Source organism: Microbacterium tumbae, from assembly GCF_054780175.1.
Window position 1 is genome coordinate 250,317 of record NZ_BAAGWV010000004.1, and the last position, 22,516, is coordinate 272,832.

A 22,516-nucleotide genomic window follows, 5' to 3' on the forward strand; every position below is an offset into this window, starting at 1 on the left:
CCTCCGAGCGGGGGCGTTCGTGCGTTCTGGTCAGCGCACGCGCCGGAGGCGGACGGCCCAGATCAGGAGGTCGACCACGGCATCCACGACGAGAAGGATGCCGAGGACACGGCCGACGCCCCGGAGGCGCGACAGGGCGAGCCCCGCTGTCAGCTCAGCCGTGCTCAGCGCGACGCCCCGCAGAGGCCGCTCCCGCAGCATTCGTCCGAACCGCGCCGTCGGACATCCTCGACGCGTCAGGGGCGTGAGGCCGCCGGCGCCCTCGATGAGGAGCTCGCGCACGAGCGCCCACCAGCCCGTCGGGACAAAGCGCCGGACCTCCAAAGCCCCCGGCTCCCCGAAGGCGGCGTCGATGAGCTCCGCAGGAACCCCGAACGCCGCCAGGAACGCCCGCTGACGCGCCTCGGCGCCCACGACCCCGCCGAGCGCCTCGGGGATGAGCGCCGCATGCGCCGCATCGACGTCCAGGGGCGTGCGCGACGCGACCTCCAGGAGGTCGTCACGCGACCCGTCCCCCTCGGTGAGAAGGCGATGGACGATCGCGGCGGTCTCGGGAACCGTGATCGCGTCGATGTCCAGGACCGGCTGCGCATCCCGCTCGGCATCCGTCCAGAACGGCACGACCCCGGAGGGGAGCCGGACATCGAACCAGCCGTCTCCGATCTCCGTCCTGCTGAGCTCGATCACCGGGAGGTCGGCGCCCGAGGCCGACCCGGCGCCGCTCGGCTCCGCCGTCGAGAAGCGCTGGAGGGACCACACCCCGCTCTCGACGTGCTCCACCTCGCTCTGCTGGAGCTGTGCGGCGACCCTGGCCATCCCCGGGCCCCGGTGCGAGAAGGATGCGACCTGCACGACGGCCGGCGCGAAGAGGGCGGGATCGATCTCGGCATCCGCTCCCGCCGGCGTCTCGGCATCGGCGCCGAACTCGTCGGAGGCATCCGCGAGCTCCGCCTCGTCGTCACCGACGTCGTCACCGACGTCGTCCCCGGCATCCAGCCAGAGCGTCAGGCCGGCCTCCCGGAAGGCAGCGAGGAGCGCACGGACGGTGAGGGTCATGGCGATCGCGTCGTCGGCATCGAGAGTGAGCACCCGGCCGTCATCGGTCACCGGGATCGCGACGACCGCCTCCTGGCCGTTCGACCAGGCCGCCGTCGCGTCGCGGACGGCCGCCGGCACTCTCAGCCCCCGCAGCACGACGCGGGCATCCTCTCGGGGGTCCATCCCGTCACGACGATCGACGGATGCGGAGAAGAGCCGGGCGGCGACATCGTTCGGAAGCACCGTTCGACAGTACCGGTGTCAGCTGCCGGCGCCCTGGAGGATGCTCGCGAACGCCGGGTCGCCGAGCATCGGGACCATGAGGCACAGCGACACCGCGAACGAGGTGACCACGGCGCCGACGATCGGCACCCACCAGCTCGGCTTCGGCGCGCGCAGACGCCGGACGGACAGCCAGACGGTCAGCGCATAGCCCGCGACGAGCACCGCGGCCGCGATGCCGCCCCAGAGACGCCCCTGATCGAGATTCGTGAACTCGCCCTCGATGCCGAAGATCTCCAGGTACCGGTTCATGACGCCAGGAAGATCGAGGTAGGCGATCGCCGACATCACGACGTTCACCAGCCCATAGGCGAGCAGCGCGATCGTGACGATCCGGTCGACTCCCCGCGGTCGCGGGGCCGGCGTCGACGACGGACTCGCCTCGGCCGCGCGTCCCGGGACGTGCACGGGTCCGAACCCGGCGGGAGGCAGATCCGCCGTCGCAGGATCCAGCGGCGGGAGGCCGGCCCGCCTGCGCTGCTCCTCCGGCGAGGCGTACTCCCCGTACTGCGGACGATCGTCGCTCATGACGCCCATGCTAGCCATCCGGGATCGGCGCGGCTCACAGAAATCGGAACCGGCACTGGAGAGGACGACGGCCCCGGAGGTGTGGGGACACCTCGGGGGCCGCGAGCGTGAGCGCTGGGGACGCTCTCCGCCGAAGGCACCGATGCGCTGGGGACGCTCTCCGGTGCCTGTAGCGCCGTTACGACAGACGTCTACTGTTCCCATGCTAGGAACAGCGGCGTCCGACTTCCACCCGTTTTGTTCAGATAGTGAAGTCGTCGGCCCCGAATGAGTCCGCCCCGAGCTGCAGGGACAGCTTCCGCGCGGCGCGCTGGAGAGTCGTCACCAGTCCGCGATCGACGATCGCACGGTCCGCGGGCAGGGAGATGGCGAGGGATGCCGTGACGTCTGGCGCGATCACCGGGACCGCGACGCACGTGCTGCCGATCGCGTACTCCTCGTCGTCGACGGTCCACGCCGGGGAGTGCTCGAGCTGCGTCAGCAGCGTCCGCCGGTCGCTGATCGTCTTCGGCGTGAGCTCCTCGAGACGATGCCGGCCGATGTAGTCCAGCCGGTCTTCCTCGGACAGGTCGGCGAGGATGCGTTTGCCCAGGGCCGTGGCGTGCGCGCTGGAGTGCAGTCCCACCCACAGCTCCACCCGCGGGTTGTGCGTGGCGTCGACGATGTCGACGAGATGCACCTCGCCGTCGTCGAACCGGGACAGATAGGCGGTCGCTCCAACCTCGTCCGTGACGTCCTTCAGCGCCTGGCGCACCCTGGCGAGGAACACCCCGCGGGCATCGCCCTCCGCCTGCATCGCGGGGAAGCGCCCGCCCAGGACGAGGCCGTCCGGCTCCGAGGCCAGATACCCCTCATGGATCAGAGTGCGCACGAGGTTGTACGTCGTGCCGATGGTGAGGCCCGTGGCAGCGGCGAGCATCTTCGCCGGCAGCGGCCGGGGAGCGTTCGCGACGATGTCCACGAGCCGGAGAGCACGTTGCACCGACCCGATGAGGGTGGGCTCCGGCTCCCGGGTGTTCACCGTGAGGATCCTGGATCCGCCGAGCGTCCGCCGAGGGCGCGCGCGTCTCGCTGCCCCGAGGCGTCCTGCCTCAGCTCCTTGGGAAGGGAGAACATCAGATCCTCCTCGGCCGTGCGCACTTCCTGGACGTCGCCGTATCCGGCTCCGTCGAGCACCTCGAGGACTTCCTGCACGAGGACTTCGGGGACGGAGGCACCGCTGGTGACCCCGACCGTCGCCACTCCGTCGAGCCACTCCTGCTTGACCTCGTCGGCGTAGTCCACACGGTACGCCGCCTTCGCGCCGTACTCCAGGGCGACTTCGACCAGGCGCACGCTGTTGGAGGAGTTCGCCGACCCGACGACGATGACCAGATCGGCCTCCGCGGCCACCTTCTTGATGGCGACCTGGCGGTTCTGCGTCGCGTAGCAGATGTCGTCGGAAGGCGGGTTCTGCAGCTCGGGGAAGCGCGTGCGCAGCCGGTTCACCGTCTCCATCGTCTCGTCCACGGAGAGCGTCGTCTGCGACAGCCACACGACCTTCGAGGGGTCGCGCACCTCGACGGTGCCGGCCTCCTCCGGATTGTTCACGATGGTGACGTGGTCGGGCGCCTCTCCGGCGGTGCCCTCGACCTCCTCATGACCTGTATGTCCGATGAGAAGGATCTCGTAGTCGTTCTTCGCGAAGCGCACCGCCTCGCGATGCACCTTCGTCACCAGCGGGCAGGTCGCGTCGATGGCGTGCAGCCCCCGATCGGATGCCGCGTTCACCACCGCCGGCGATACGCCGTGCGCGCTGAAGACGATGTGGGCGCCCTCCGGAACCTCGTCGACCTCGTCGACGAAGATCGCGCCCTTGGCCTCGAGCTCCGTGACGACGTGGATGTTGTGCACGATCTGCTTGCGCACGTACACCGGCGCGCCGTAGCGCTCGAGCGCCTTCTCGACCGCGACGACGGCACGGTCGACGCCGGCGCAGTAGCCACGCGGCGCGGCCAGCAGCACCCGCTTGTGTCCGTCGACCGGGTTATCCTGAAGCGCGACAGGCCGCGCCCTCGGAACACGGGGAGCGGCGAGGTGCACGACTGTCTGACTCACCCCTCGATTCTACCGGCGGGCAGCCTGGACGGACCTGGAAACGAGAGGCAGGGCATGACCGTCTTCGAAGCGGCCGCGGTCCCCGGTGCGGCTCCCCCGCCCGATTCCGTCGCCCCGCGCGATTCGACGGCCGAGGCACCGACATCCGTCGCCCGGCTCAACGCCACCATCCGCGACTTCGTCGCCCGCTGGAACACGGTGTGGGTGGAGGGTGAGATCACGTCATGGAACGTGCGCGCCGGCAACGTCTTCGCTCGTCTCAAGGACGCCGGATCAGACGCTCAGATCTCCCTGCGGATCTGGTCGAGCGTGCGGGCCAGGATACCCGCCGACCTCGCCGTGGGCGATCACGTCGTCGCCGCCGTCAAGGCGGACTACTTCGTCCGCTCCGGCGATTTCAGCTTCGCGGTCTCCGCGATGAAGCACGTCGGGCTCGGAGACCAGCTCGAGAAGCTGGAGAGGCTGCGCGCCCAGCTGCGCGAGGAAGGGCTGTTCGACGCCTCTCGCAAGAAGCCGCTGCCGTTCCTGCCGCACGTGATCGGCCTCATCACCGGAGAGCGATCGGATGCCGAGAAGGACGTCCACCGCAACGCGGAGCTGCGCTGGCCCGCCGTGTCGTTCCGCACCGAATACGCAGCGGTGCAGGGCGATCGCTGCGTTCCCGAGACCCTGGCGGCCCTGGCGAAGCTGGACGCCGACCCCGATGTCGACGTCATCGTCATCGCACGCGGCGGCGGCGATCCGCAGACCCTGCTCGGGTTCAGCGACGAGCGCCTGGTGCGCGCGGTGGCCGCGGCATCCACTCCCGTCGTCTCGGCGATCGGGCACGAGAACGACCATCCGCTGCTCGACGACGTCGCGGACCTCCGCGCCTCCACCCCGACGGATGCCGCCAAGCGCGTGGTCCCGGACGTGGGCGAGCAGCGAGCGCTGATCGCGCAGCTGCGCTCCAGGGCGACGAGCTGGCTCACCCAGCGGGTCTCGCACGACATCCTGCAGCTGGAGCAGCTGCGCTCCCGTCCCGTGCTGCGCTCCCCCGATCCGATCATCGACGCACGCGCGCAGGAGCTCCTGCTGCTGTCGGCGCGCGGTCGTGACGAGATCACCCGGCGCCTGGACCGCGCGACGAGGACCACGAGCGAGCTGCGAGCGTCGCTGCGCGCCCTCTCCCCCGCGGCGACGCTCGCGCGCGGCTATGCGATCGCCCACCTCGACGGCGGGATCGTCCTGCGCGACGCCGCCGACGCTCCGGCCGGCACGGCCCTGACCCTGACCGTCGACCGCGGCTCGGTGGCGGTGCGCTCGGAGGGCGAGATCGCGGAGGACGGCTGATCGAGGCGGTGTCGAGCGAAGACGTAGGATGGAGCATGTGACTCTGCCTCCCGCCGATCCCGTGGAAACGCTGTCGTTCGAGGCCGCACGCGACGAGCTGGTGAAGGTCGTCGCCGAACTCGAACAGGGCGCACCGACCCTCGAGCAGTCCCTTGCCCTCTGGGAGCGCGGCGAGGCGCTGGCGGCACGCTGCGAGGAGTGGCTGCTGGGCGCGAAGCGCCGCCTGGACGCGGCGCGCGAGGCGGCATCCGGCGAGGCCGAATCGTGAGCCGCGGGAACGAAGCGCCGATCGTCGCGGAGCTCGGACGCCCGGAGACCGCGGACGAGACCGCCGCGCGCAAGGCGGAGTCCAGCAGGGTCTATCGCGCCAGCCAGAACGTGCGCAATCTGGTCGCCGCCCTCCTGGTGACGCTCGCGATCGTCGCCGTGATCGTCTTCGCCGTGCCGCGGGGCGAGCCGGCGTCTGCGCCGAGCATCGACCTCGAGGGCATCGCCTCCGATGTCGAGTCCACCATGCAGCGCGACGTCATCGTCCCCGAGCTCGACAGCTTCTGGCGCGTGAACGCGGCCGAGCTCGAGGGCGGATCGACCACGGTCTGGAACATCACGCTCGCTCCGGCGGACGAGGACGAGCGCGGCTTCATCAAGGTCGCCCAGGCCTTCGACGCGGACGCGTCCTGGGCGCCTCAGATGCTCGGCGGCACCGCGCCGGAGGCCGAGACCACGCGCGTGGGCGGACTCGACTGGGACGTCTTCGACATCGGCTCCGGCGGAGACGCGAACATCCGCTACGCGCTGGGCACGCCGGTCGGCGACGACTACCTGCTGCTCTACGGATCGCGCACTGCGGCGCAGACCGCCGACCTCGCGCAGACCATCGCGCCCCAGATCGTCGAGCTGCAGGAGGCAGGATGACCACGCTGACCCCGACCGCCGCCTGGCAGGAGATGGCCGCAGGCAATCGTCGGTTCGTGAGCGGTGAGCCGCAGCATCCGAATCAGGATGTCGGCCGGCGCCACGACCTCGCGCACGCGCAGAATCCGATGGCGACGCTGTTCGGCTGCTCCGACTCGCGCCTCGCGGCCGAGATCATCTTCGACAAGGGACTCGGCGACCTGTTCGTGGTGCGCAACGCCGGTCAGGTCATCGGCGAGTCCATCGTCGGGAGCCTGGAGTACGCGGTCGAGATCCTGCGGGTCCCGCTCATCGTCGTGCTCGCGCATGACGAGTGCGGGGCCGTGCGCGCGGCCATCGACGGCACGGCGATCGACGCCGCCCCGCTCCCCCCGCACATCTGGAAGCTGATCGCCCCCATCATCCCCGCCGCCCGCCGCGTGCTCGCGCAGAACGGCGGATCCTCTCCTGCGGACATCGACGCCGAGCTCGTCGGCCGCGAGCATCTGCGCAACACGGTGGCGAACCTGCTGCAGTCCTCCGAGCTCATCAGCGACGCCGTCGCCGAGGGGCGGCTGGGCATCGTCGGCGCGAACTATCGTCTCGCCGAAGGCACCGCCGTGCCCGTCATCACCGTGGGAATCGACCAGGGGGCCGACGACGTCCCCGCAATCCAGGAGGGATCGAAGTGACCGAGACACACCAGCACAGCGACGAGGACTCGCAGGGCTACCGCATCGAGCACGACACGATGGGCGAGGTCCGCGTGCCGGTGAGCGCGCTGTACGGGGCGCAGACGCAGCGCGCCGTGGAGAACTTCCCGATCTCGGGCAAGGGGCTCGAGCCCGCCCAGATCGCCGCGCTCGCGCGGATCAAGAAGGCCGCGGCGCTCGCGAACAAGGAGCTCGGCACCCTCGACGGCGCCATCGCGGAGGCCATCGCGCAGGCCGCGGACGAGGTGGCAGCGGGCTCGCACGACGAGCAGTTCCCCGTCGACACCTATCAGACCGGTTCCGGCACCTCGTCGAACATGAACATGAACGAGGTCCTCGCGACGCTCGCGACCGGCATCCTCGGCTCGCCCGTGCACCCGAACGACCACGTGAACGCCTCGCAGTCGTCGAACGACGTCTTCCCGACCTCCGTGCACATCGCCGTCACCCAGGCGCTCATCGACACGCTCATCCCCTCGCTCGACCACCTCGCGGTCGCGCTGGAGGCGAAGGCGGAGCTGTGGAAAGATGCCGTCAAGTCCGGCCGGACGCATCTCATGGACGCGACGCCCGTGACCCTGGGCCAGGAGTTCGGCGGCTACGCCCGCCAGATCCGCCTCGGCATCGAGCGCGTGCAGTCGGCGCTGCCCCGCGTCGCGGAGGTCCCCCTCGGAGGCACGGCGGTCGGCACCGGCATCAACACGCCGCTCGGCTTCCCGCAGAAGGTCATCGCCCTGCTCGCCGCGGAGACCGAGCTGCCGATCACCGAGGCGAAGGACCACTTCGAGGCGCAGGCCAACCGGGACGGCCTCGTCGAGGCGTCCGGCGCCCTGCGCACGATCGCCGTCTCGCTGACGAAGATCAACAACGACCTGCGCTGGATGGGCTCCGGCCCGAACACCGGACTCGGCGAGCTGCACATCCCCGATCTGCAGCCCGGCTCCTCGATCATGCCCGGCAAGGTCAACCCCGTCATCCCCGAAGCGGTGCTCATGGTGTGCGCCAGGGTCATCGGCAACGATGCGACGGTCGCTTGGGCCGGAGCATCCGGCGCCTTCGAGCTGAACGTCGCCATCCCCGTGATGGGCACGGCGCTGCTGGAGTCGATCCGCCTGCTGGCGAACGCCTCCCGCGCTCTCGCGGACAAGACGGTCGACGGCCTGCAGGCGAACACCGAGCGTGCCGCCGCCTTCGCGGGCATGAGCCCGTCGATCGTCACGCCGCTGAACAAGCTCATCGGCTACGAGGCCGCCGCGAAGATCGCCAAGCACGCGGTCGCCAAGGGCATCACGGTGCGCGATGCGGTCATCGGCCTCGGCTATGTGGAGCGCGGCGAGCTCACCGAGCAGCAGCTGGACGAGAAGCTCGACCTGCTCTCCATGACGCACCCGGGCTGAGCTGCCCCGGCTCCCTGCCACACTTCGGGGGCCGACACGCCACGTGCAGGACGGGACGACGGTTCCGGTCCGATATCTGGCGTGTCGGCCCCCATTCTGTGACCGTCCCGACGATGCCGGGCGCGGGGCGTCCCGCCCTGCACCACCGTGCTTCGCGATGGGTTATCCATCGTTGCCGAGGATTCCGTGCCACAGGAGCGTCGGCGATCCGGCGCGGTTGACATCCTGGTGCGATGCTCGATCCGCACACCACCGTCATACGCCTCGGCGGACTCGCCCACGGCACCGCACTGCAGCGCTACGGCCTCAGCCGGGCCGAGCTCGCCAAGGCCGTGGGCCGACGCGAGCTCGAGCGCCTTCGTCCTGGGCTCTTCGCCACGAGCACCCTGGACCCGAACGTGCGCGTCGCCGCGCTGCACGGAGGTGCGCTGACCTGCGCGAGCGCGCTTCGCGTGCACGGCATCTGGGTTCTGGACGACGACACGCGGCCGCATGTCTGGGTCGGTCGCCGCGGGCGCGTTCACGAACACGGCGGATGCCGGTGCACCAGCCATTTCTTCCGCGGAGTCGTGCCGCTCGGCATCGTCGACGTCGAGACGGCGCTGATCCAGCTGTTCCACTGCGAAGGCGACGAATCGTTCTTCGCATCCCTGGAATCGGCGCTGCACCTGCGCAGGCTCTCGCGCGCGGCCAAGCTCCGGGTGCGCGCAGCGCTTCCGGCATCCGCCCGCTGGCTCGTCGACCTCGCGGGCGCCGAGGCCGAAAGCGGTCTCGAGTCGCTTCTGCGGCTGCGGCTCCACGTGCTCGGCCTCATCCTGGCCGCTCAGGTCGTCATCCACGGGGTGGGCCGCGTCGACTTCGTCGTCGGCGGGCGGCTCATCATCGAGGTGGACGGCAAGGAGAACCACACCGGCGCCGCGAAGCGGCACAGGGACCTGATGCGGGATGCCGCGGCATCCGCTCTCGGGTACGAGACGCTGCGCTTCAGCTACGGGCAGATCGTGCACGACTGGCCGACCGTGCAGGCGGCGATCCTCGGCGCGATGGCGCGCCTGCAGGACCACGCCTGATGCCGCGCCTGACACAGGCAGGGGGCCGACGTGCTAGCTGAGCTCGCCGCCCTCCAGCAGCTCCGTGACCAGCGCCGCGATCGCGGAGCGCTCGGAGCGCATCAGCGTCACGTGCCCGAACAGGTCGTGCCCCTTGAGGGTCTCGATCACGCTGGCGATCCCATCGTGGCGTCCGACGCGCAGGTTGTCGCGCTGGCCGACGTCGTGCGTGAGCACGACCCGCGAGTTCTGGCCCATCCGGCTGAGCACGGTCAGCAGGACATTGCGCTCCAGAGACTGCGCCTCGTCCACGATCACGAAGGCGTCATGCAGCGACCGCCCGCGGATATGGGTCAGCGGCAGCACCTCGAGGATGCCGCGCTCCACGACCTCGTCCATCACATTGCCCGAGACCACGGAGCCCAGGGTGTCGAAGACCGCCTGCCCCCACGGGCCCATCTTCTCGCCCTGGTCGCCGGGAAGGTATCCGAGCTCCTGCCCGCCGACGGCGAACAGGGGCCGGAACACGATGATCTTCTTCTGCTGCTGGCGCTCCAGCACCGCCTCCAGGCCCGCGCACAGGGCCAGCGCCGACTTGCCGGTGCCGGCCCGTCCGCCGAGGGACACGATCCCGACCTCCGGGTCGAGCAGGAGATCGATCGCGATGCGCTGCTCCGCCGAGCGGCCGTGCATGCCGAAGACCTCGCGGTCGCCGCGGACCAGCTTGTACTCGCCGTCGCTCGTGACGCGCCCCAGGGCGGAGCCGCGCTCCGAGTGGATGATCAGCCCCGTGTTCACCGGGAGCCCGATCGCCTCCTCGCTGGTGCCGACCTCGCTCTCGTAGAGGTCGCTCATCTCGTCGCCGGAGAGCGCGAGCGTGGAGATCCCCGTCCAGCCGGAGTCCACCGCCTGCTCGGCGAGGTACTCCTCCGCCCGCAGGCCGAGCGACGCCGCCTTCACGCGCATCGGGAGGTCCTTGGAGACGATGGTGACGTCCTGCCCGTCCTGGGCGAGGTGCATGGCCACCGCGAGGATCCGGCTGTCGTTGTCGCCGAGGCGGATGCCGCTGGGGAGGACATCGCCGTTCGTGTTGTTCAGCTCCACCCGCAGCGTGCCGCCTGCGCCGACCGGGACCGGGAAGTCGAGCCGGCCGTGCTCGACCCGCAGCTCGTCGAGATGACGCAGCGCCTGGCGGGCGAAGTACCCGATCTCCGGGTCGTGACGTTTGCCCTCCAGCTCCGTGATGACGACCACGGGAAGGACGATGGAATGCTCCGCGAAGCGGAAGAACGCCTGCGGATCGCTGAGCAGGACCGAGGTGTCGAGCACATAGGTCCGCAGGTCCGTCTCCGGTTCCTGCGGCGTGCTCGTGCGGGACTGCTGCTGCGCTGTACGTGTGGTCACGACCCACTCCCGACCCGGGTGGAACCCGGCTATCTCGAGTCGACCGCTGGCCACGAGTCGTGTTCCTTTACGGCCGACTCGACCGGGCACCGTGCCCGATGCCTAGAAGGTACGACCTGGCGAGGGCGACACGCCATCCCGACACGCTGGAAGAGGTGTTACGCGTTGGTGAACTTTCCCTGGCCGTCCCTCGAGCATCGCCGGCCGCTCAGCGGCCGAAGCGACGATCCCTGTCCGCGTAGTCGCGGATCGCGCGGAGGAAGTCCACCTCGCGGAGGTCCGGTCCGAGCGCCTCCACGAAGTAGAACTCGCTGTGCGCGCTCTGCCAGAGGAGGAAGTCGCTGAGCCGCTGCTCCCCGCTCGTGCGGATGACAAGGTCGGGGTCGGGCTGACCGGTCGTGTAGAGGTGCTCGCCGATCATCTCGGGTGTGAGCTGCTCGGCGAGATCCTCGAGAGTGCCGCCGGAGGCATTGTGGTGCGACAGGATGCTGCGCACGGCGTCGACGATCTCATTGCGGCCGCCGTAGCCGACGGCGAGATTGACGTGGAGCCCTGTGTGCCCGCTGGTGCGCCCCTCCGCGTCGGCCAGCACCCGCGCGAGCTCCGCGGGAAGGATGTCGGCGCGGCCGACGTGCTTGACCCGCCATTCCGGCTCGTGCGAGAGCGCGTCGGCGAGCTCGGCGATGATCTCGATGAGATCGGCGATCTCCTGGGAGTCGCGCTTGAGCAGATTGTCGCTGGAGAGGAGGTAGAGCGAGACGACCTTCACGCCGAGCGCATCGCACCAGCCGAGGAACTCGCGCATCTTCGCCGCTCCGGCCCTGTGACCGTCCGCGGCCGACCCGAGGCCGAGCTGACGCGCCCACCGTCGGTTGCCGTCGATCATCATCGCGACATGGTGCGGGACGGATGCCGTGTCGAGCCGCCGGCGCAGCCGATTGCCGTACAGCCGGTACAGCGGCCCCCGGCCTTCGCTCGCGCGTGCAATCACGCCTCCCACGCTACCGTGCCGCCCTCACGCCGCGCTGGGCGAATGCACAGGACATGTGCCGCGGAGGGAATGCAGACCCCCATAGAGTGAGCACGTGACCCCTCGCTCCCGAAAGCCGACGGACCTGCCCCAGCTGCCGCTGCTGGAAGCGGCAGCAGCCGACGCCGCCGTCGAGATCAAGCCGACCTGGCGCGGCTGGATCCACGCGGGCGCCTTCCCCGTGGCGATCGCGGCGGGTGTGGTGCTGATCGTGCTCGCGCAGGGAGCGCCGGGCAAGTGGGCGGCCGCGGTGTTCATGGCGACCTCGCTGCTGCTCTTCGGGAACTCGGCCGTCTATCACCGGTTCGACTGGGGCCCGAGGACCAAGATCGTCCTCAAGCGCATCGATCACGCCAACATCCTGCTGCTGATCGCCGGCACGTACACGCCGATCGCGACGCTCGCGCTGCCCCCGGAGAAGGGGATGCTGCTGCTGATCCTGGTCTGGAGCGGCACGATCCTCGGCATCCTGTTCCGCGTCTTCTGGATCGACGCCCCGCGCTGGCTCTACGTCGCGCTCTACCTGCTGCTCGGGTGGGCGGCGGTGATGTACCTCGTCGACCTCCTCAACGCGAATCTCGCCATGATGATCCTCGTGATCGTCGGCGGCCTGCTCTACACCGGCGGCGCGATCGTCTACGCCCTGAAGAGGCCGAACCCGTGGCCGGGGCATTTCGGATTCCACGAGATCTTCCACGTCTGCACGGTGCTCGCGTTCCTCTGCCACTGGACGGCCTGCCTGCTGATCGCGCTCGAACCGCTGGCCCCGTCGCTGGGGCTGCCCGGCTGATCCACACCGTCTCGTCAAGCGGGAAGCAATGATTCGTAACACGATGCAATGACGCGTCGCCGCCGCCGATACCGTCGAGGGGTACCCCTCTCCCTTTTCCTTCACCGGAGGTCTCCGTGATGCGCCGTTCCGCCCGACTTCTCTCCGCCGCCGCGGTGACCGCCGCCGTCGTCCTCATCGCCGGCTGCTCGTCCACGCCCGCAGACGACGACGCCGCGCCCGAGGAGAAGACCACCATCTCGGTCGGCTTCAACCCCGGCCCGTACCTGGAGATGTTCCAGGACGGGATCCAGCCCATCCTGGAGGCCGAGGGATACACGGTCGAGACGAGCGACTTCACCGACGGCGTGATCGTCAACGTCGCGCTGAGCAACGGCGAGATCGACGCGAACATCATGCAGCACCCCGTCTACATGGACTCGATCAACGCCCAGGAGGGGCTGTCCAACGCCGCGCTGGTGCAGGTGCCCGGTCCGCCGATGGCGCTGTTCGGCGGCAAGAAGAGCTCGCTGGACGATCTGGGCACCGGTTCGACGATCGCCGTGCCGAACCAGCCGTCGAACCAGTACCGTGCGCTGAAGGTCCTCGAGGGCCTCGATCTCCTCACGCTCTCCGACACGATCGATCCCGCCACCGCCTCTCTCCAGGACGTCGTCGAGAACCCGAACGACATCCAGTTCGTCGAGATGGAGAACGCGCAGCAGGTCCCCTCCCTGCAGGACGTCGACTACAGCGTCATCCAGGGCAACTTCGTCGTCTCCGGCGGCCTCGCGCTCACCGACGCGCTCGCGCTCGAGGACCTGACGGACGAGTTCTCCGTGGTCGTGGCCGTCGATGAGGCGAACCTCGACGCCGACTGGGCGCAGGCGATCAAGGCTGCCTACGAGTCCGACGAGTTCGCCGAGTACATCGCGGCGAACGAGCAGTACGACGGCTACAACCTGCCCGCCGCGCTGGAGGACTGATGGATGCCGTCCGCTTCGACGGCGTGAGCCGTCGATTCGGGCGCGGTGAGCGCACCCTCACGGCGCTGGACGCCGTCGACCTCACGGTCCCGCAGGGAGAGATCTTCGGCGTGATCGGGCACAGCGGCGCCGGCAAGAGCACGCTGATCAGGATGGTCAACGCCCTCGAGACGCCGTCCGAGGGCACGGTCCTCGTCGACGGCGTGGATCTGACGACCCTGTCCACGGCCGAGCTGCGCACCGCGCGCAAGCGCACAGCGATGATCTTCCAGCAGTTCCAGCTGCTGGAGACCGTGACCGTGCTCGACAACGTCGCGATGCCTCTGCGGCTGGACGGCGTCGGCCGGCGCGAGGCGCACGCGCGAGCTGCGGAGGCACTCGCGTTCGTCGGCCTCGGCGAGCGCGTCTCCGCCTACCCCGGCCAGCTCTCCGGGGGTCAGAAGCAGCGGGTGGGGATCGCGCGGGCGATCGTGCGCAATCCCGCCGTCCTGCTCTGCGACGAGGCGACGAGCGCGCTCGACCCGACCACGACGCAGCAGATCATCGAGCTGCTGCGTCGTGTGAACCGCGAGTACGGCACGACCATCCTCGTCGTCACCCACGAGATGGACGTCATCAAGGACCTCTGCCACTCGGTCGCGGTGATGGAGGACGGCCGCGTGGTCGAGCAGGGCTCGGTCATGGACGTCTTCGTGCATCCGCGCACGGCCATCGCCCAGGCCTTCGTCGGCACCGTGATCCCCCACGAGCTCCCGGACCGCGTCCGCCGCGCCATCGGCGGGAATCCGCTGTGGCGGCTGCGCTTCCTGGATGACGAGGTGACCACGCCGATCGTCGGAGCCCTCATCTCGGACTTCGGTCTCGAGGTGAACATCCTGCACGCCGACATGACCGATCTCCAGGAGCGCACGGTCGGGAACATGATCATCCAGGTCGCAGGCCCGGCGGCGCAGCAGTCGGCGGCGTTCGAGCATCTCGCGCAGCGCATCGTGAGCATCGAGGAGGTCACCGCATGATCGACACCCTGCTCACACCCGAGCTGTTCCTCGAGGCCCTCGGCGAGACGCTGTACATGCTCGGCGTCGCCCTGTTCGCCGGATCGGTGCTCGGCATCCTGCTCGGTATCGCGGTCGTGGTGACCCGGCCGGGCGGGGTCCTGCCGAACGCGGTCGTCTCCTTCATCCTGAACGCCTTCATCAACATCGTCCGCTCGCTGCCGTTCATCATCCTGCTCGTCGCGATCCTGCCGTTCACCCGCCTGGTGGTCGGCACGTCGATCGGCGTGAACGGCGCGCTCGTGCCCCTCATCATCATGGTCGCGCCGTACATCGCCCGCCTGGTGGAGAACTCGCTGCTCGAGGTTCCGGAGGGCATCGTCGAGGCGGCGAAGTCGATGGGCGCGACGCCTGTGCAGATCTTCACCCGGTTCCTGCTGCCGGAGGCGCGGGGGTCTCTCGTGCTCGCGCTCACGACGGCGACGATCGGCCTGCTGGATGCCACGGCGATGGCGGGCACCGTCGGCGCCGGCGGCATCGGGGACCTGGCGATCAGCTACGGCTACCAGCGGTTCGACGGCGTCATCATGCTCGTCACCGTGATCACCCTGGTGGTCATCGTCCAGCTCATCCAGCTGATCGGGACACGGCTGGCGCGGAAGCTGCGGCGGCGGTGAGCGCCGGCATCCGTCCGGCAGCGCGCGTGCGCGCGCTGCCGCAGAACTTCTTCGGTGCGCTGGACCGCGCGGTGGCCGACGCGCGCGCCGCCGGCGTCGACGTCATCGACGTCTCCAAGGGCAATCCCGACCTGCCCACGCCGGACCACATCGTCGCGGTCATGCAGCAGGCGGTCGCGGAGCCCGGAAACCACGGCTATCCGAGCTACGGCGTGCGTCCTGCCCTCGCAGACGCCATCGTCGCCCGCTACCGTGCCGACCATGGGGTCGATCTCGACCCCGTCACGCAGATCGCGGCGTTCCACGGTTCGCACGAAGGTCTCATGGCCGCCGTGCTCGGTCTGGTCGACCCCGGTGAGACCCTGGTCGTCCCCGACCCCGGGTATCCCGCGTACGCGAGCGCCGCGCGTTTCGCCGGTGCGACGCTGCGCCCCCTCCCCCTGGAGCGCTCCCGCAGCCACCAGCCGGACTTCGGTGCTCTGGAAGACCTCGACGAGGCCGCGGCGCTGCTGCTGAACTATCCGCACAATCCGACCGGGGCCACCGCGACGGCGGAGACATTCGAGCGCGCCGTCGCGGAGAGCGCGCGGCTCGGGGCCGTGCTCATCAACGACTTCGCCTACTCCTCGCTCGGCTTCGACGCCCGTCCGCTGTCCGCTCTGACGGTGGACGCGACCCGCACGGTCGAGGTGTCGACGCTGTCCAAGACCTACAACATGGCCGGATGGCGGATCGGCTTCGCGGTCGGCGCGCCCGACGCCATCACCGCCATGCGGAGGTATCAGGCGCACGCCTTCAGCACGATCTTCGGGGCGACGCAGGATGCCGCCGCCGCAGCGCTCGGCGGCGATCAGTCGGCCGCCGACGCCCTCGTCGGCGTCTACCGGTCACGCCGCGACCTGGTGGCGGCGGGACTGCGCGCACAGGGCTGGGATGTCGTCCCGGCCGAGGGCACGTTCTTCCTCTGGGTCGGGATCGACGACGCGGACGACGTCGCCGTGGCACGTCGCCTGCTCGAGGAGCACGGGATAGCGGTCGCGCCGGGCAGCGGGTTCGGCGAGCGCGGTCGCGGGTACATCCGGCTCTCGCTCGTCCACCCGCAGGAGCGGCTGGACGAGCTCGTGGAGCGCCTCGGCACGGCACGGGAGGGCCTGCGATGACCGCGATCCCCGTACGCCCTGGGCCCGCCGTCGTGCACGCCGGCGCCGGAGCCCTCGACCGGCTCCCCGAGCTCCTCATCGGCGACGAGGTGCAGCGTGTGCTGTTCGTGCACGGCATCCGGTCGCTGCGCGCGGCCCAGCCCTTCCTGCCGGATATGCCCGAGGTCGAGCTGACCGAGGCGCAGTTCCGGGGAGAGTGCAGCCCGAACGAGATCGAGCGCCTGGCCGTTCTCGCGTCCGAGGCGCGCGTGCAGGGCGTGCTGGGGCTCGGCGGCGGGAAGGCGCTGGACACCGCCAAGGCGGTCGCGCGTCGGCTCGATCTGCCTGTCTATCTCGTGCCGACGCTCGCGAGCACCTGCTCCGGCTGGTCGGCGGTCACCGTCTACTACGACGACGCGCACCGTCATCTCGGGCACGAGGTGTGGGATGTGCCGACGCGGGGACTGTTCGTCGACGCCGAGGTGCTGTTCGACTCGCCGGTCGATCTGTTCGTCTCCGGCGTGGCCGACACGCTCGCCAAGCACGTGGAGACGCGGGCCGCGTTCCGCCGACGCCCGACCGCCGACGCGCTGGCGTCGTTCGGCGCGGAGGCGGCGGAGCGCTGCGGCGAGCTGGTGCGCACCCTCGGAGCGACCGCCGTGGCAGATATGCGCAGAGGAGTGCGCTCCGACGCCTGGACCAGGCTCGCCGAGGCCGCGATCATCACCTCCGGGCTGGTGGGGGGACTCGGCGCCGCCTTCGGCCGCGCGACGGCCGCGCATCCGGTCGGCGACGGACTGAGCGCGATCGACGCCACACGCGATCTCCTGCATGGCGTGAAGGTCGCCTACGGCATCCTCGTCCAGCTGGCCTTCGAGGAGCGCTGGGACGAGATCGACGACCTCGCGGATGTCTACGCGGCGCTGGGGCTCCCCCGCCGTCTCGCGGACCTCGGCGTCGACGCCGACGCCGATCCCGTGCTGCATGCCATCGCCGAGGCCGCACTTGGCCCGGAGTCCAGCTTCCATCTGCTCGAGGACGCGCCCGACCCGGCCCGCCTGGTCGAACTCCTGCGTACGCTCGAAGTGCACCAGTCGACCCTCGCGCGCGTACCGCTCGCGGGCGTCGCCCTCCCCTGACCCCGAGAACCAAGGAGAAACACCATGGCCGAAGTCGAGAGCTTCACCCTCGATCACACCGCCGTCCACGCGCCCTACGTCCGTCTCATCGCGGTGGAGAAGGGCCCGAGGGGGGACGCGATCTCCAACTTCGACGTGCGCTTCGTCCAGCCCAACGAGGGCGAGATCCCCACCGCGGGCCTGCACACGATCGAGCACCTGCTGGCGAGCGTCCTGCGCGACCACCTCGACGGCGTGATCGACATCTCGCCGTTCGGATGCCGCACCGGCTTCCACCTCATCACCTGGGGGGAGCCGGCGATCGCGGACGTGGTCTCCGCCGTCAGGAACGGCCTCGAGTTCATCGCCGGCGAGGCGGAGTGGAGCGATGTCCCCGGCGTCTCCGCCGTGGAGTGCGGCAACTACCGCGACCACAGCCTGCACAGCGCGCGCGAGTGGTCCCGGCGCATCCTCGAACAGGGCATCAGCCTGGACGCCTTCGAGCGCGTAGGGGTCTGAGTGTTCGACGAGCTCGCCCATCGCGTCGTCCTCGTCACGGGAGGAGCCAGCGGCATCGGCGCCGGCATCGTCCGGGCGTTCCTGGCCGAGGGATCGACGGTCGTCGCGGCCGATCTGTCGCTGCCCGCCGGTCTCGAGCAGGCCGGGGACCGGTCGTGGACCGCACGCCTGAACGTGACGGACGAGGATGCCGTCGCCGCCCTCGTCGCCGAGGTCGCCGAGCGGATCGGCCTGATCGACGTCGTCGTGACGGCGGCGGGCACTTCCACCCTGGGCTTCGCCACGGAGACGACCGAGGCCGACTGGGACCGCAATCTCGACGTCAACGCCAAGGGCTCCTTCCTCGTCGCGAAGCACGTCGCGAAGGGACTGGTGGATGCAGGGCGCACCGGACGGATCGTCTTCATCTCCTCCCAGGCCGGCAAGAACGGCTACCGGGGGATGACCGCCTACGTCGCGTCCAAGCACGCGGTGCTCGGCGTCACGAAGACGATGGCGACGGAGCTCGCCCCGCGCGGGATCACGGCCAACGCGATCTGCCCCGGCATCATCGAGACCCCGATGAAGCACCGCGAGCGCATCGAGGGCGGAGCGATCCGCGGCATGACCGCCGAGGAGGTCGCCGCGGAGGACCGTTCGCAGGTGCCGCTCGGACGCACGGGGACGCCGGAGGACGTCGCGGGGGTGGCGCTGTTCCTGGCGAGCGACCTGGCGGGCTACATGACCGGCCAGGGGCTCAACGTCACCGGCGGGATGACGATGCACTGAGACCGCTCAGGAGCGGTCGGCGGCGTCTCCGCCCTCGCCCCGCTCCTGAGCTGCGGCCTCCTCGGCGTCCAGCTCCTCGCGGACCTCCTCGCGGTAGCGCACGCGACGGATGCGGCGGTTCATGTCCCAGATCAGCAGGACGACCGCGATCACGATGACGATCATGATCGCGAACCCGGCAGGACCCGGCGTGACCAGGTCGGGGTCGACCGTCATCGTCGGGGTCGGCATCGGCGTCTCGGACCCGAACAGAACCAGCATGTGGCCGCCTTTCGTGCGCAGGTCGCATAACCTGTATGTACCAGCCTAACGATCGAGAGACCCGACCCGTGACGACCGCCCAGGAGCTCGACGCCCGCTATGGGCGCACCCGGCACCGAAGGCTCCCCTGGATCATCGGCATCGCCGTCGTGGTGCTGCTCGTCGGCGCGTACGGCTGGATGACGGTCGTGCAGGCGATGAACTCCGTGGACGCCGACGATCTGGGCTTCGAGGTGGTGGACGCCTACACCGTCCAGGTGACTTTCCAGGTCTCCGGTGCGCAGGGCAAGGACGTCGCCTGCGCCGTCGAGGCGCTGGACGAGGAGTTCGGCGTGGTGGGCTGGAAGATCGTCGAACTGCCGGCGATCGACGCCCACACCCAGTCGTTCACGGAGCGGATCGCCACGGTCGCCGAGGCGACGACGGGTTTGGTCAACTCCTGCTGGGTCGCATAGACTCGCCTCAGACAACCGACGCCCCGGCCAGAGCCGGGGCGTCTTGGCATATCCCCGTCAGACAGAAGGAGCACGCTGTGTCCGCAGACGCTCAGGTACCGTTCCTCACGCAGGACGCCTACGACCGGCTCGTCGCCGAGCTCGAGCACCTCTCGACCACCGGACGCGAGGAGATCGCGAAGCGCATCGAGGCCGCTCGCGAGGAAGGCGACCTCAAGGAGAACGGCGGCTATCACGCCGCGAAGGACGAGCAGGGCAAGCAGGAGGCGCGCATCCGCACGCTGGAGCAGCTGCTGAAGACGGCGAAGGTCGGCGAGGCCCCGGCCAGCCGCGGCATCGTCGAGCCGGGGACCGTGGTGACGGCCGTCGTCGCCGGCGGCGAGGAGGTCTTCCTGCTCGGCAGCCGCGAGATCGCGGTCGGCAGCGACCTCGACGTGTACAGCGAGGCGAGCCCGCTCGGACAGGCCATCCTCGGCCTCAAGGTCGGCGAGAAGTCCTCCTACGAGGCGCCGAACGGCCGCACGATCTCGGTCGAGATCGTGAACGTGGAGACGTACACGGGCTGAGCCGACCGAAGCGCCCCTCTCGTGCCGGAGCGCGGGGCGCTAGTCCGGGACGACGATCGGATCGTACCCGGCGGCCCGGAGCGTGTCGAGGGTCAGCTCGGTGTGCTCCGCGCCGCGGGTCTCGATGCTCAGCTGCAGGATGACGTCGCTGATCTGCAGTCCCTGCCCGTGCCGGGTGTGCAGGACCTCCATGACGTTCGCGCCGGCCTGCGAGACCAGCTCGGACACCCGCGCCAGCTGGCCGGGACGGTCGGGCAGCGGGATGCGGATCGTGAGGTAGCGGCCGGAGGCCGCGAGGCCGTGCGCGACGACGCGCTGAAGCAGCAGAGGATCGATGTTGCCGCCGGAGAGCACGGCCATGGTCGTCCCGGTGGGCTCGATCTTGCCGGCCAGAAGGGCTGCGACGCCGACTGCTCCCGCCGGCTCGACGACGACCTTGGCCTGCTCGAGAAGGACCAGCAGGGCCCGCGCGATGTCGTCGTCCGACACCGTCACGACCTCGTCGACGAGATCCTGGATGATCTCGAAGGGCACGCCGCCCGGCTCCGCGACCAGGATGCCGTCGGCGATGGTCGGACGCGTCTCGATCGCGACGGGATGACCCGCCTGCAGCGAGGCGACCGTGGACGCCGCGTTCTCCGCCTGCACGCCGATGACGCGGATCGTCCGGCCGTTCTGCGCCGCCTTCGCCTTCGCCGCCGAGGCGACGCCGGCGATCAGCCCGCCGCCGCCGATCCCGACGAGGATGGTGTCGACGTCCGGTGCGTCGTCGAGCAGCTCGAGCCCGAGCGTGCCCTGGCCGATCACCACGTCGCGGTGGTCGAAGGGGTGGATGAGGACGGCACCGGTGCGCTCGGCGAACTCCGCCGCGAGCCGCAGGGAGGTGGCGACCGTCTCCCCCTCGAGCACGACCTCCGCCCCGTATCCGCGCGTGGCCAGGAGCTTGGGCACCGGAACGCCCAGCGGCATGAAGATCGTCGCGGGGATGCCGAGGGCCTGGGCCGCGAGCGCGACGCCCTGCGCATGGTTGCCCGCGGACGCCGCGACCACGCCGCGCGCCCGCTCCTCGGCGGTCAGCTTGGACAGCCGGTGGGCGGCGCCGCGGATCTTGAAGGATCCGGTGCGCTGGAGGTTCTCCATCTTCAGCAGCACCGAGGCGCCGAAGGCGTCCGAGATCGCCCTGGACGGCAGGGTCGGCGTGTGGGAGATCACTCCCGCCAACCCCCGCGCGGCCTCCTCGAACTCGGCCAGGCTCGGGGCTGCGTTCATGAAATCCTCCGTCTCCGCTCCCGCGGCACTGTACTCCAGATGAGATCGGCGCTCGGGGTGGCCCCCGCGCGCCGGGAACCCGTGCTCAGGCTCACCGCCACCACGTTCACGAACGCCGCGAGCGGCACGGCGAACAGGGCTCCGGGGATGCCGGCGATCATGGTCCCGCCGGCGACGACGAGCACCACGGCGAGCGGATGCACCTTGACGGCCGACCCCATGAGGATCGGCTGCAGGACGTGCCCCTCGAGCTGCTGCACGGCGAGCACGACCACGAGCATCCACAGCGCGATCCACGGGCCGTTGTACACGAGAGCCAGGAAGACGGCGAAGGCTCCGGTGACCACGGCGCCGACGATCGGCACGAACGCCCCGAGGAACACGAGGACAGCGACAGGGATCGCGAGCGGCACTCCGAGGAAGAAGGCGCCGACGCCGATGCCGATCGCGTCGATCGTCGCGACGAGGAGCTGGGTCTTCGCGTAGTTGACGACCGTGTTCCAGCCGTTGCGCGCGGCGCCGTCGACCGCGGGGCGCGCCGGGGTGGGGAAGAGCTTGAGCGTCCATCGCCAGATGCCGCCGCCGTCGGCGAGCAGGCAGATGAGGATGATGAAGGCGGAGAGGACCGCGCCCGTGGCGACGTGTCCGAGCGTGGTGCCCACGGCCAGCGCACCGTTCAGCAGCGTCTGGGTCTGCTCCTGGATCATCGCCAGCGCGCCGTCGAGATACTCCTGGATCTGCGCGGCGGAGAGATGCAGCGGGCCGTCGATGAGGTACTGGCGCAGCTGCTCGCCGGCGGCCACCGTGCTGTCGCGCACCTCCGCCCATTCCCTGGCGACCTGCCAGGACACCAGCCAGAGCAGGCCCCCCACGATCGCGAGCGTGCCGAGCAGCGAGACGACGATCGCCAGCCAGCGCGGCACACCGTGCCGGAGCATCGCCTCGAAGGCGGGCCAGAGGAGCGCGGTGACGAGGATGCCGACGAGCAGCGGGATCACGAGGAGCTTGAGCTGGATGACCAGCCAGATGATCACCCCCACCGCCGCCGCGATCAGAAGCAGGCGCCACGCGTACCCGGCGGTCACGCGGAGGGCGTAGGGAACGGCGTGATCGCTCTCCGTCGCCACGATCCGCTCGGGGGAGGTGAGCCGATCCCACAGCGATTCGCGCTTGCGCGGAGGCTGCGGATCGCTCATCCGCTCAGTCTACGCAACGACGATGTCGGATGCT

The 22,516-nt window shown here is 70.1% G+C and carries 25 protein-coding genes; 16 read left to right on the forward strand and 9 right to left on the reverse strand.

Annotated elements, in window-relative coordinates:
- Positions 1 to 30 precede the first annotated feature (30 nt).
- From ACYVGQ_RS16140 to ACYVGQ_RS16155, 4 genes are all read right to left on the reverse strand, one after another.
- Entirely contained in the window at positions 31 to 1,281 is a 1,251-nt protein-coding gene (locus ACYVGQ_RS16140) for a hypothetical protein (protein ID WP_460785700.1), read from the reverse strand.
- Between the two features lie 18 nt (positions 1,282 to 1,299).
- Positions 1,300 to 1,848, reverse strand: coding sequence for a DUF6264 family protein (locus tag ACYVGQ_RS16145; protein ID WP_460785701.1), 549 nt, complete (start codon positions 1,846 to 1,848; stop codon positions 1,300 to 1,302).
- Between the two features lie 241 nt (positions 1,849 to 2,089).
- The gene (locus tag ACYVGQ_RS16150) at positions 2,090 to 2,869 is read right to left on the reverse strand and encodes an IclR family transcriptional regulator (RefSeq protein ID WP_460785702.1); all 780 of its coding nucleotides are present in this window, start codon (positions 2,867 to 2,869) and stop codon (positions 2,090 to 2,092) included.
- Positions 2,866 to 3,945: a 4-hydroxy-3-methylbut-2-enyl diphosphate reductase gene (locus ACYVGQ_RS16155; protein ID WP_460785703.1), complete on the reverse strand. Its 1,080-nt coding sequence runs from the start codon at positions 3,943 to 3,945 to the stop codon at positions 2,866 to 2,868. Before ACYVGQ_RS16155 ends, ACYVGQ_RS16150 begins: the two co-directional genes overlap by 4 nt.
- A 54-nt stretch (positions 3,946 to 3,999) precedes the next feature.
- On the opposite strand from ACYVGQ_RS16155, the gene xseA reads away from it, so the two are divergent.
- The 6 genes from xseA (at position 4,000) to ACYVGQ_RS16185 (ending at position 9,351) form a co-directional block, all read left to right on the forward strand.
- Positions 4,000 to 5,277: an exodeoxyribonuclease VII large subunit gene (gene xseA, locus ACYVGQ_RS16160; RefSeq protein ID WP_460785704.1), complete on the forward strand. Its 1,278-nt coding sequence runs from the start codon at positions 4,000 to 4,002 to the stop codon at positions 5,275 to 5,277.
- A 37-nt stretch (positions 5,278 to 5,314) separates the two neighbouring features.
- Positions 5,315 to 5,545, forward strand: a complete 231-nt coding sequence (locus ACYVGQ_RS16165) for an exodeoxyribonuclease VII small subunit (RefSeq protein ID WP_460785705.1) — start codon at positions 5,315 to 5,317, stop codon at positions 5,543 to 5,545.
- Positions 5,542 to 6,192: a DUF4245 family protein gene (locus ACYVGQ_RS16170; RefSeq protein ID WP_460785706.1), complete on the forward strand. Its 651-nt coding sequence runs from the start codon at positions 5,542 to 5,544 to the stop codon at positions 6,190 to 6,192. The genes ACYVGQ_RS16165 and ACYVGQ_RS16170 overlap by 4 nt, the downstream gene beginning before the upstream one ends.
- Positions 6,189 to 6,863, forward strand: coding sequence for a carbonic anhydrase (locus ACYVGQ_RS16175; protein ID WP_460785707.1), 675 nt, complete (start codon positions 6,189 to 6,191; stop codon positions 6,861 to 6,863). The genes ACYVGQ_RS16170 and ACYVGQ_RS16175 overlap by 4 nt, the downstream gene beginning before the upstream one ends.
- Positions 6,860 to 8,281, forward strand: coding sequence for a class II fumarate hydratase (locus ACYVGQ_RS16180; RefSeq protein ID WP_460785708.1), 1,422 nt, complete (start codon positions 6,860 to 6,862; stop codon positions 8,279 to 8,281). The genes ACYVGQ_RS16175 and ACYVGQ_RS16180 overlap by 4 nt, the downstream gene beginning before the upstream one ends.
- A gap of 233 nt (positions 8,282 to 8,514) precedes the next feature.
- Positions 8,515 to 9,351 carry an endonuclease domain-containing protein gene (locus ACYVGQ_RS16185; protein WP_460785709.1) on the forward strand — a complete coding sequence of 279 codons (837 nt, stop codon included), beginning with the start codon at positions 8,515 to 8,517 and terminating at the stop codon, positions 9,349 to 9,351.
- A 33-nt stretch (positions 9,352 to 9,384) separates the two neighbouring features.
- Here the strand turns inward: ACYVGQ_RS16185 and ACYVGQ_RS16190 are convergent, their stop codons facing one another.
- Positions 9,385 to 10,734 (reverse strand): PhoH family protein, encoded by a 1,350-nt coding sequence (locus ACYVGQ_RS16190; RefSeq protein ID WP_460785710.1) that lies wholly within the window; start codon positions 10,732 to 10,734, stop codon positions 9,385 to 9,387.
- A gap of 208 nt (positions 10,735 to 10,942) precedes the next feature.
- A complete protein-coding gene (locus ACYVGQ_RS16195; RefSeq protein ID WP_460785989.1) occupies positions 10,943 to 11,722 on the reverse strand; it encodes an isoprenyl transferase in 780 nt (259 codons plus the stop codon).
- Between the two features lie 127 nt (positions 11,723 to 11,849).
- Here ACYVGQ_RS16195 and trhA point away from each other — a divergent pair, with 127 nt between their 5' ends.
- The 8 genes from trhA to ACYVGQ_RS16235 all read left to right on the forward strand — a co-directional run bounded on the left by trhA (position 11,850) and on the right by ACYVGQ_RS16235 (position 18,735).
- Positions 11,850 to 12,554 (forward strand): PAQR family membrane homeostasis protein TrhA, encoded by a 705-nt coding sequence (trhA, locus tag ACYVGQ_RS16200; protein ID WP_460785990.1) that lies wholly within the window; start codon positions 11,850 to 11,852, stop codon positions 12,552 to 12,554.
- A 119-nt stretch (positions 12,555 to 12,673) separates the two neighbouring features.
- On the forward strand, positions 12,674 to 13,519 hold the full coding sequence (locus tag ACYVGQ_RS16205; RefSeq protein ID WP_460785711.1) for a MetQ/NlpA family ABC transporter substrate-binding protein: 846 nt from the start codon (positions 12,674 to 12,676) through the stop codon (positions 13,517 to 13,519).
- Positions 13,519 to 14,535, forward strand: coding sequence for a methionine ABC transporter ATP-binding protein (locus ACYVGQ_RS16210; protein WP_460785712.1), 1,017 nt, complete (start codon positions 13,519 to 13,521; stop codon positions 14,533 to 14,535). The genes ACYVGQ_RS16205 and ACYVGQ_RS16210 overlap by 1 nt, the downstream gene beginning before the upstream one ends.
- Complete coding sequence (locus tag ACYVGQ_RS16215; protein WP_460785713.1) at positions 14,532 to 15,191, forward strand: methionine ABC transporter permease; 660 nt, start codon at positions 14,532 to 14,534, stop codon at positions 15,189 to 15,191. Before ACYVGQ_RS16210 ends, ACYVGQ_RS16215 begins: the two co-directional genes overlap by 4 nt.
- The gene (locus ACYVGQ_RS16220; RefSeq protein ID WP_460785714.1) at positions 15,188 to 16,351 is read left to right on the forward strand and encodes a pyridoxal phosphate-dependent aminotransferase; all 1,164 of its coding nucleotides are present in this window, start codon (positions 15,188 to 15,190) and stop codon (positions 16,349 to 16,351) included. The genes ACYVGQ_RS16215 and ACYVGQ_RS16220 overlap by 4 nt, the downstream gene beginning before the upstream one ends.
- Entirely contained in the window at positions 16,348 to 17,469 is a 1,122-nt protein-coding gene (locus ACYVGQ_RS16225; protein WP_460785715.1) for an iron-containing alcohol dehydrogenase family protein, read from the forward strand. Before ACYVGQ_RS16220 ends, ACYVGQ_RS16225 begins: the two co-directional genes overlap by 4 nt.
- Positions 17,470 to 17,493: 24 nt before the next feature.
- A complete protein-coding gene (locus ACYVGQ_RS16230; protein WP_460785716.1) occupies positions 17,494 to 17,967 on the forward strand; it encodes an S-ribosylhomocysteine lyase in 474 nt (157 codons plus the stop codon).
- Positions 17,968 to 18,735 (forward strand): SDR family NAD(P)-dependent oxidoreductase, encoded by a 768-nt coding sequence (locus ACYVGQ_RS16235; RefSeq protein ID WP_460785717.1) that lies wholly within the window; start codon positions 17,968 to 17,970, stop codon positions 18,733 to 18,735.
- A gap of 6 nt (positions 18,736 to 18,741) precedes the next feature.
- Here ACYVGQ_RS16235 and ACYVGQ_RS16240 read toward each other — a convergent pair whose 3' ends face one another.
- Entirely contained in the window at positions 18,742 to 18,996 is a 255-nt protein-coding gene (locus ACYVGQ_RS16240; protein WP_460785718.1) for a hypothetical protein, read from the reverse strand.
- 68 nt (positions 18,997 to 19,064) lie between these two features.
- On the opposite strand from ACYVGQ_RS16240, the gene ACYVGQ_RS16245 reads away from it, so the two are divergent.
- Together ACYVGQ_RS16245 and greA are read left to right on the forward strand one after the other, a co-directional pair.
- Positions 19,065 to 19,451: a DUF4307 domain-containing protein gene (locus ACYVGQ_RS16245; protein WP_460785719.1), complete on the forward strand. Its 387-nt coding sequence runs from the start codon at positions 19,065 to 19,067 to the stop codon at positions 19,449 to 19,451.
- Between the two features lie 77 nt (positions 19,452 to 19,528).
- Positions 19,529 to 20,017, forward strand: a complete 489-nt coding sequence (gene greA, locus ACYVGQ_RS16250) for a transcription elongation factor GreA (protein WP_460785720.1) — start codon at positions 19,529 to 19,531, stop codon at positions 20,015 to 20,017.
- Between the two features lie 39 nt (positions 20,018 to 20,056).
- Here the strand turns inward: greA and ilvA are convergent, their stop codons facing one another.
- On the reverse strand, positions 20,057 to 21,286 hold the full coding sequence (ilvA, locus tag ACYVGQ_RS16255; protein WP_460785721.1) for a threonine ammonia-lyase: 1,230 nt from the start codon (positions 21,284 to 21,286) through the stop codon (positions 20,057 to 20,059).
- Positions 21,283 to 22,482, reverse strand: a complete 1,200-nt coding sequence (locus tag ACYVGQ_RS16260) for an AI-2E family transporter (RefSeq protein WP_460785722.1) — start codon at positions 22,480 to 22,482, stop codon at positions 21,283 to 21,285. The genes ilvA and ACYVGQ_RS16260 overlap by 4 nt, the downstream gene beginning before the upstream one ends.
- Positions 22,483 to 22,516 lie beyond the last annotated feature (34 nt).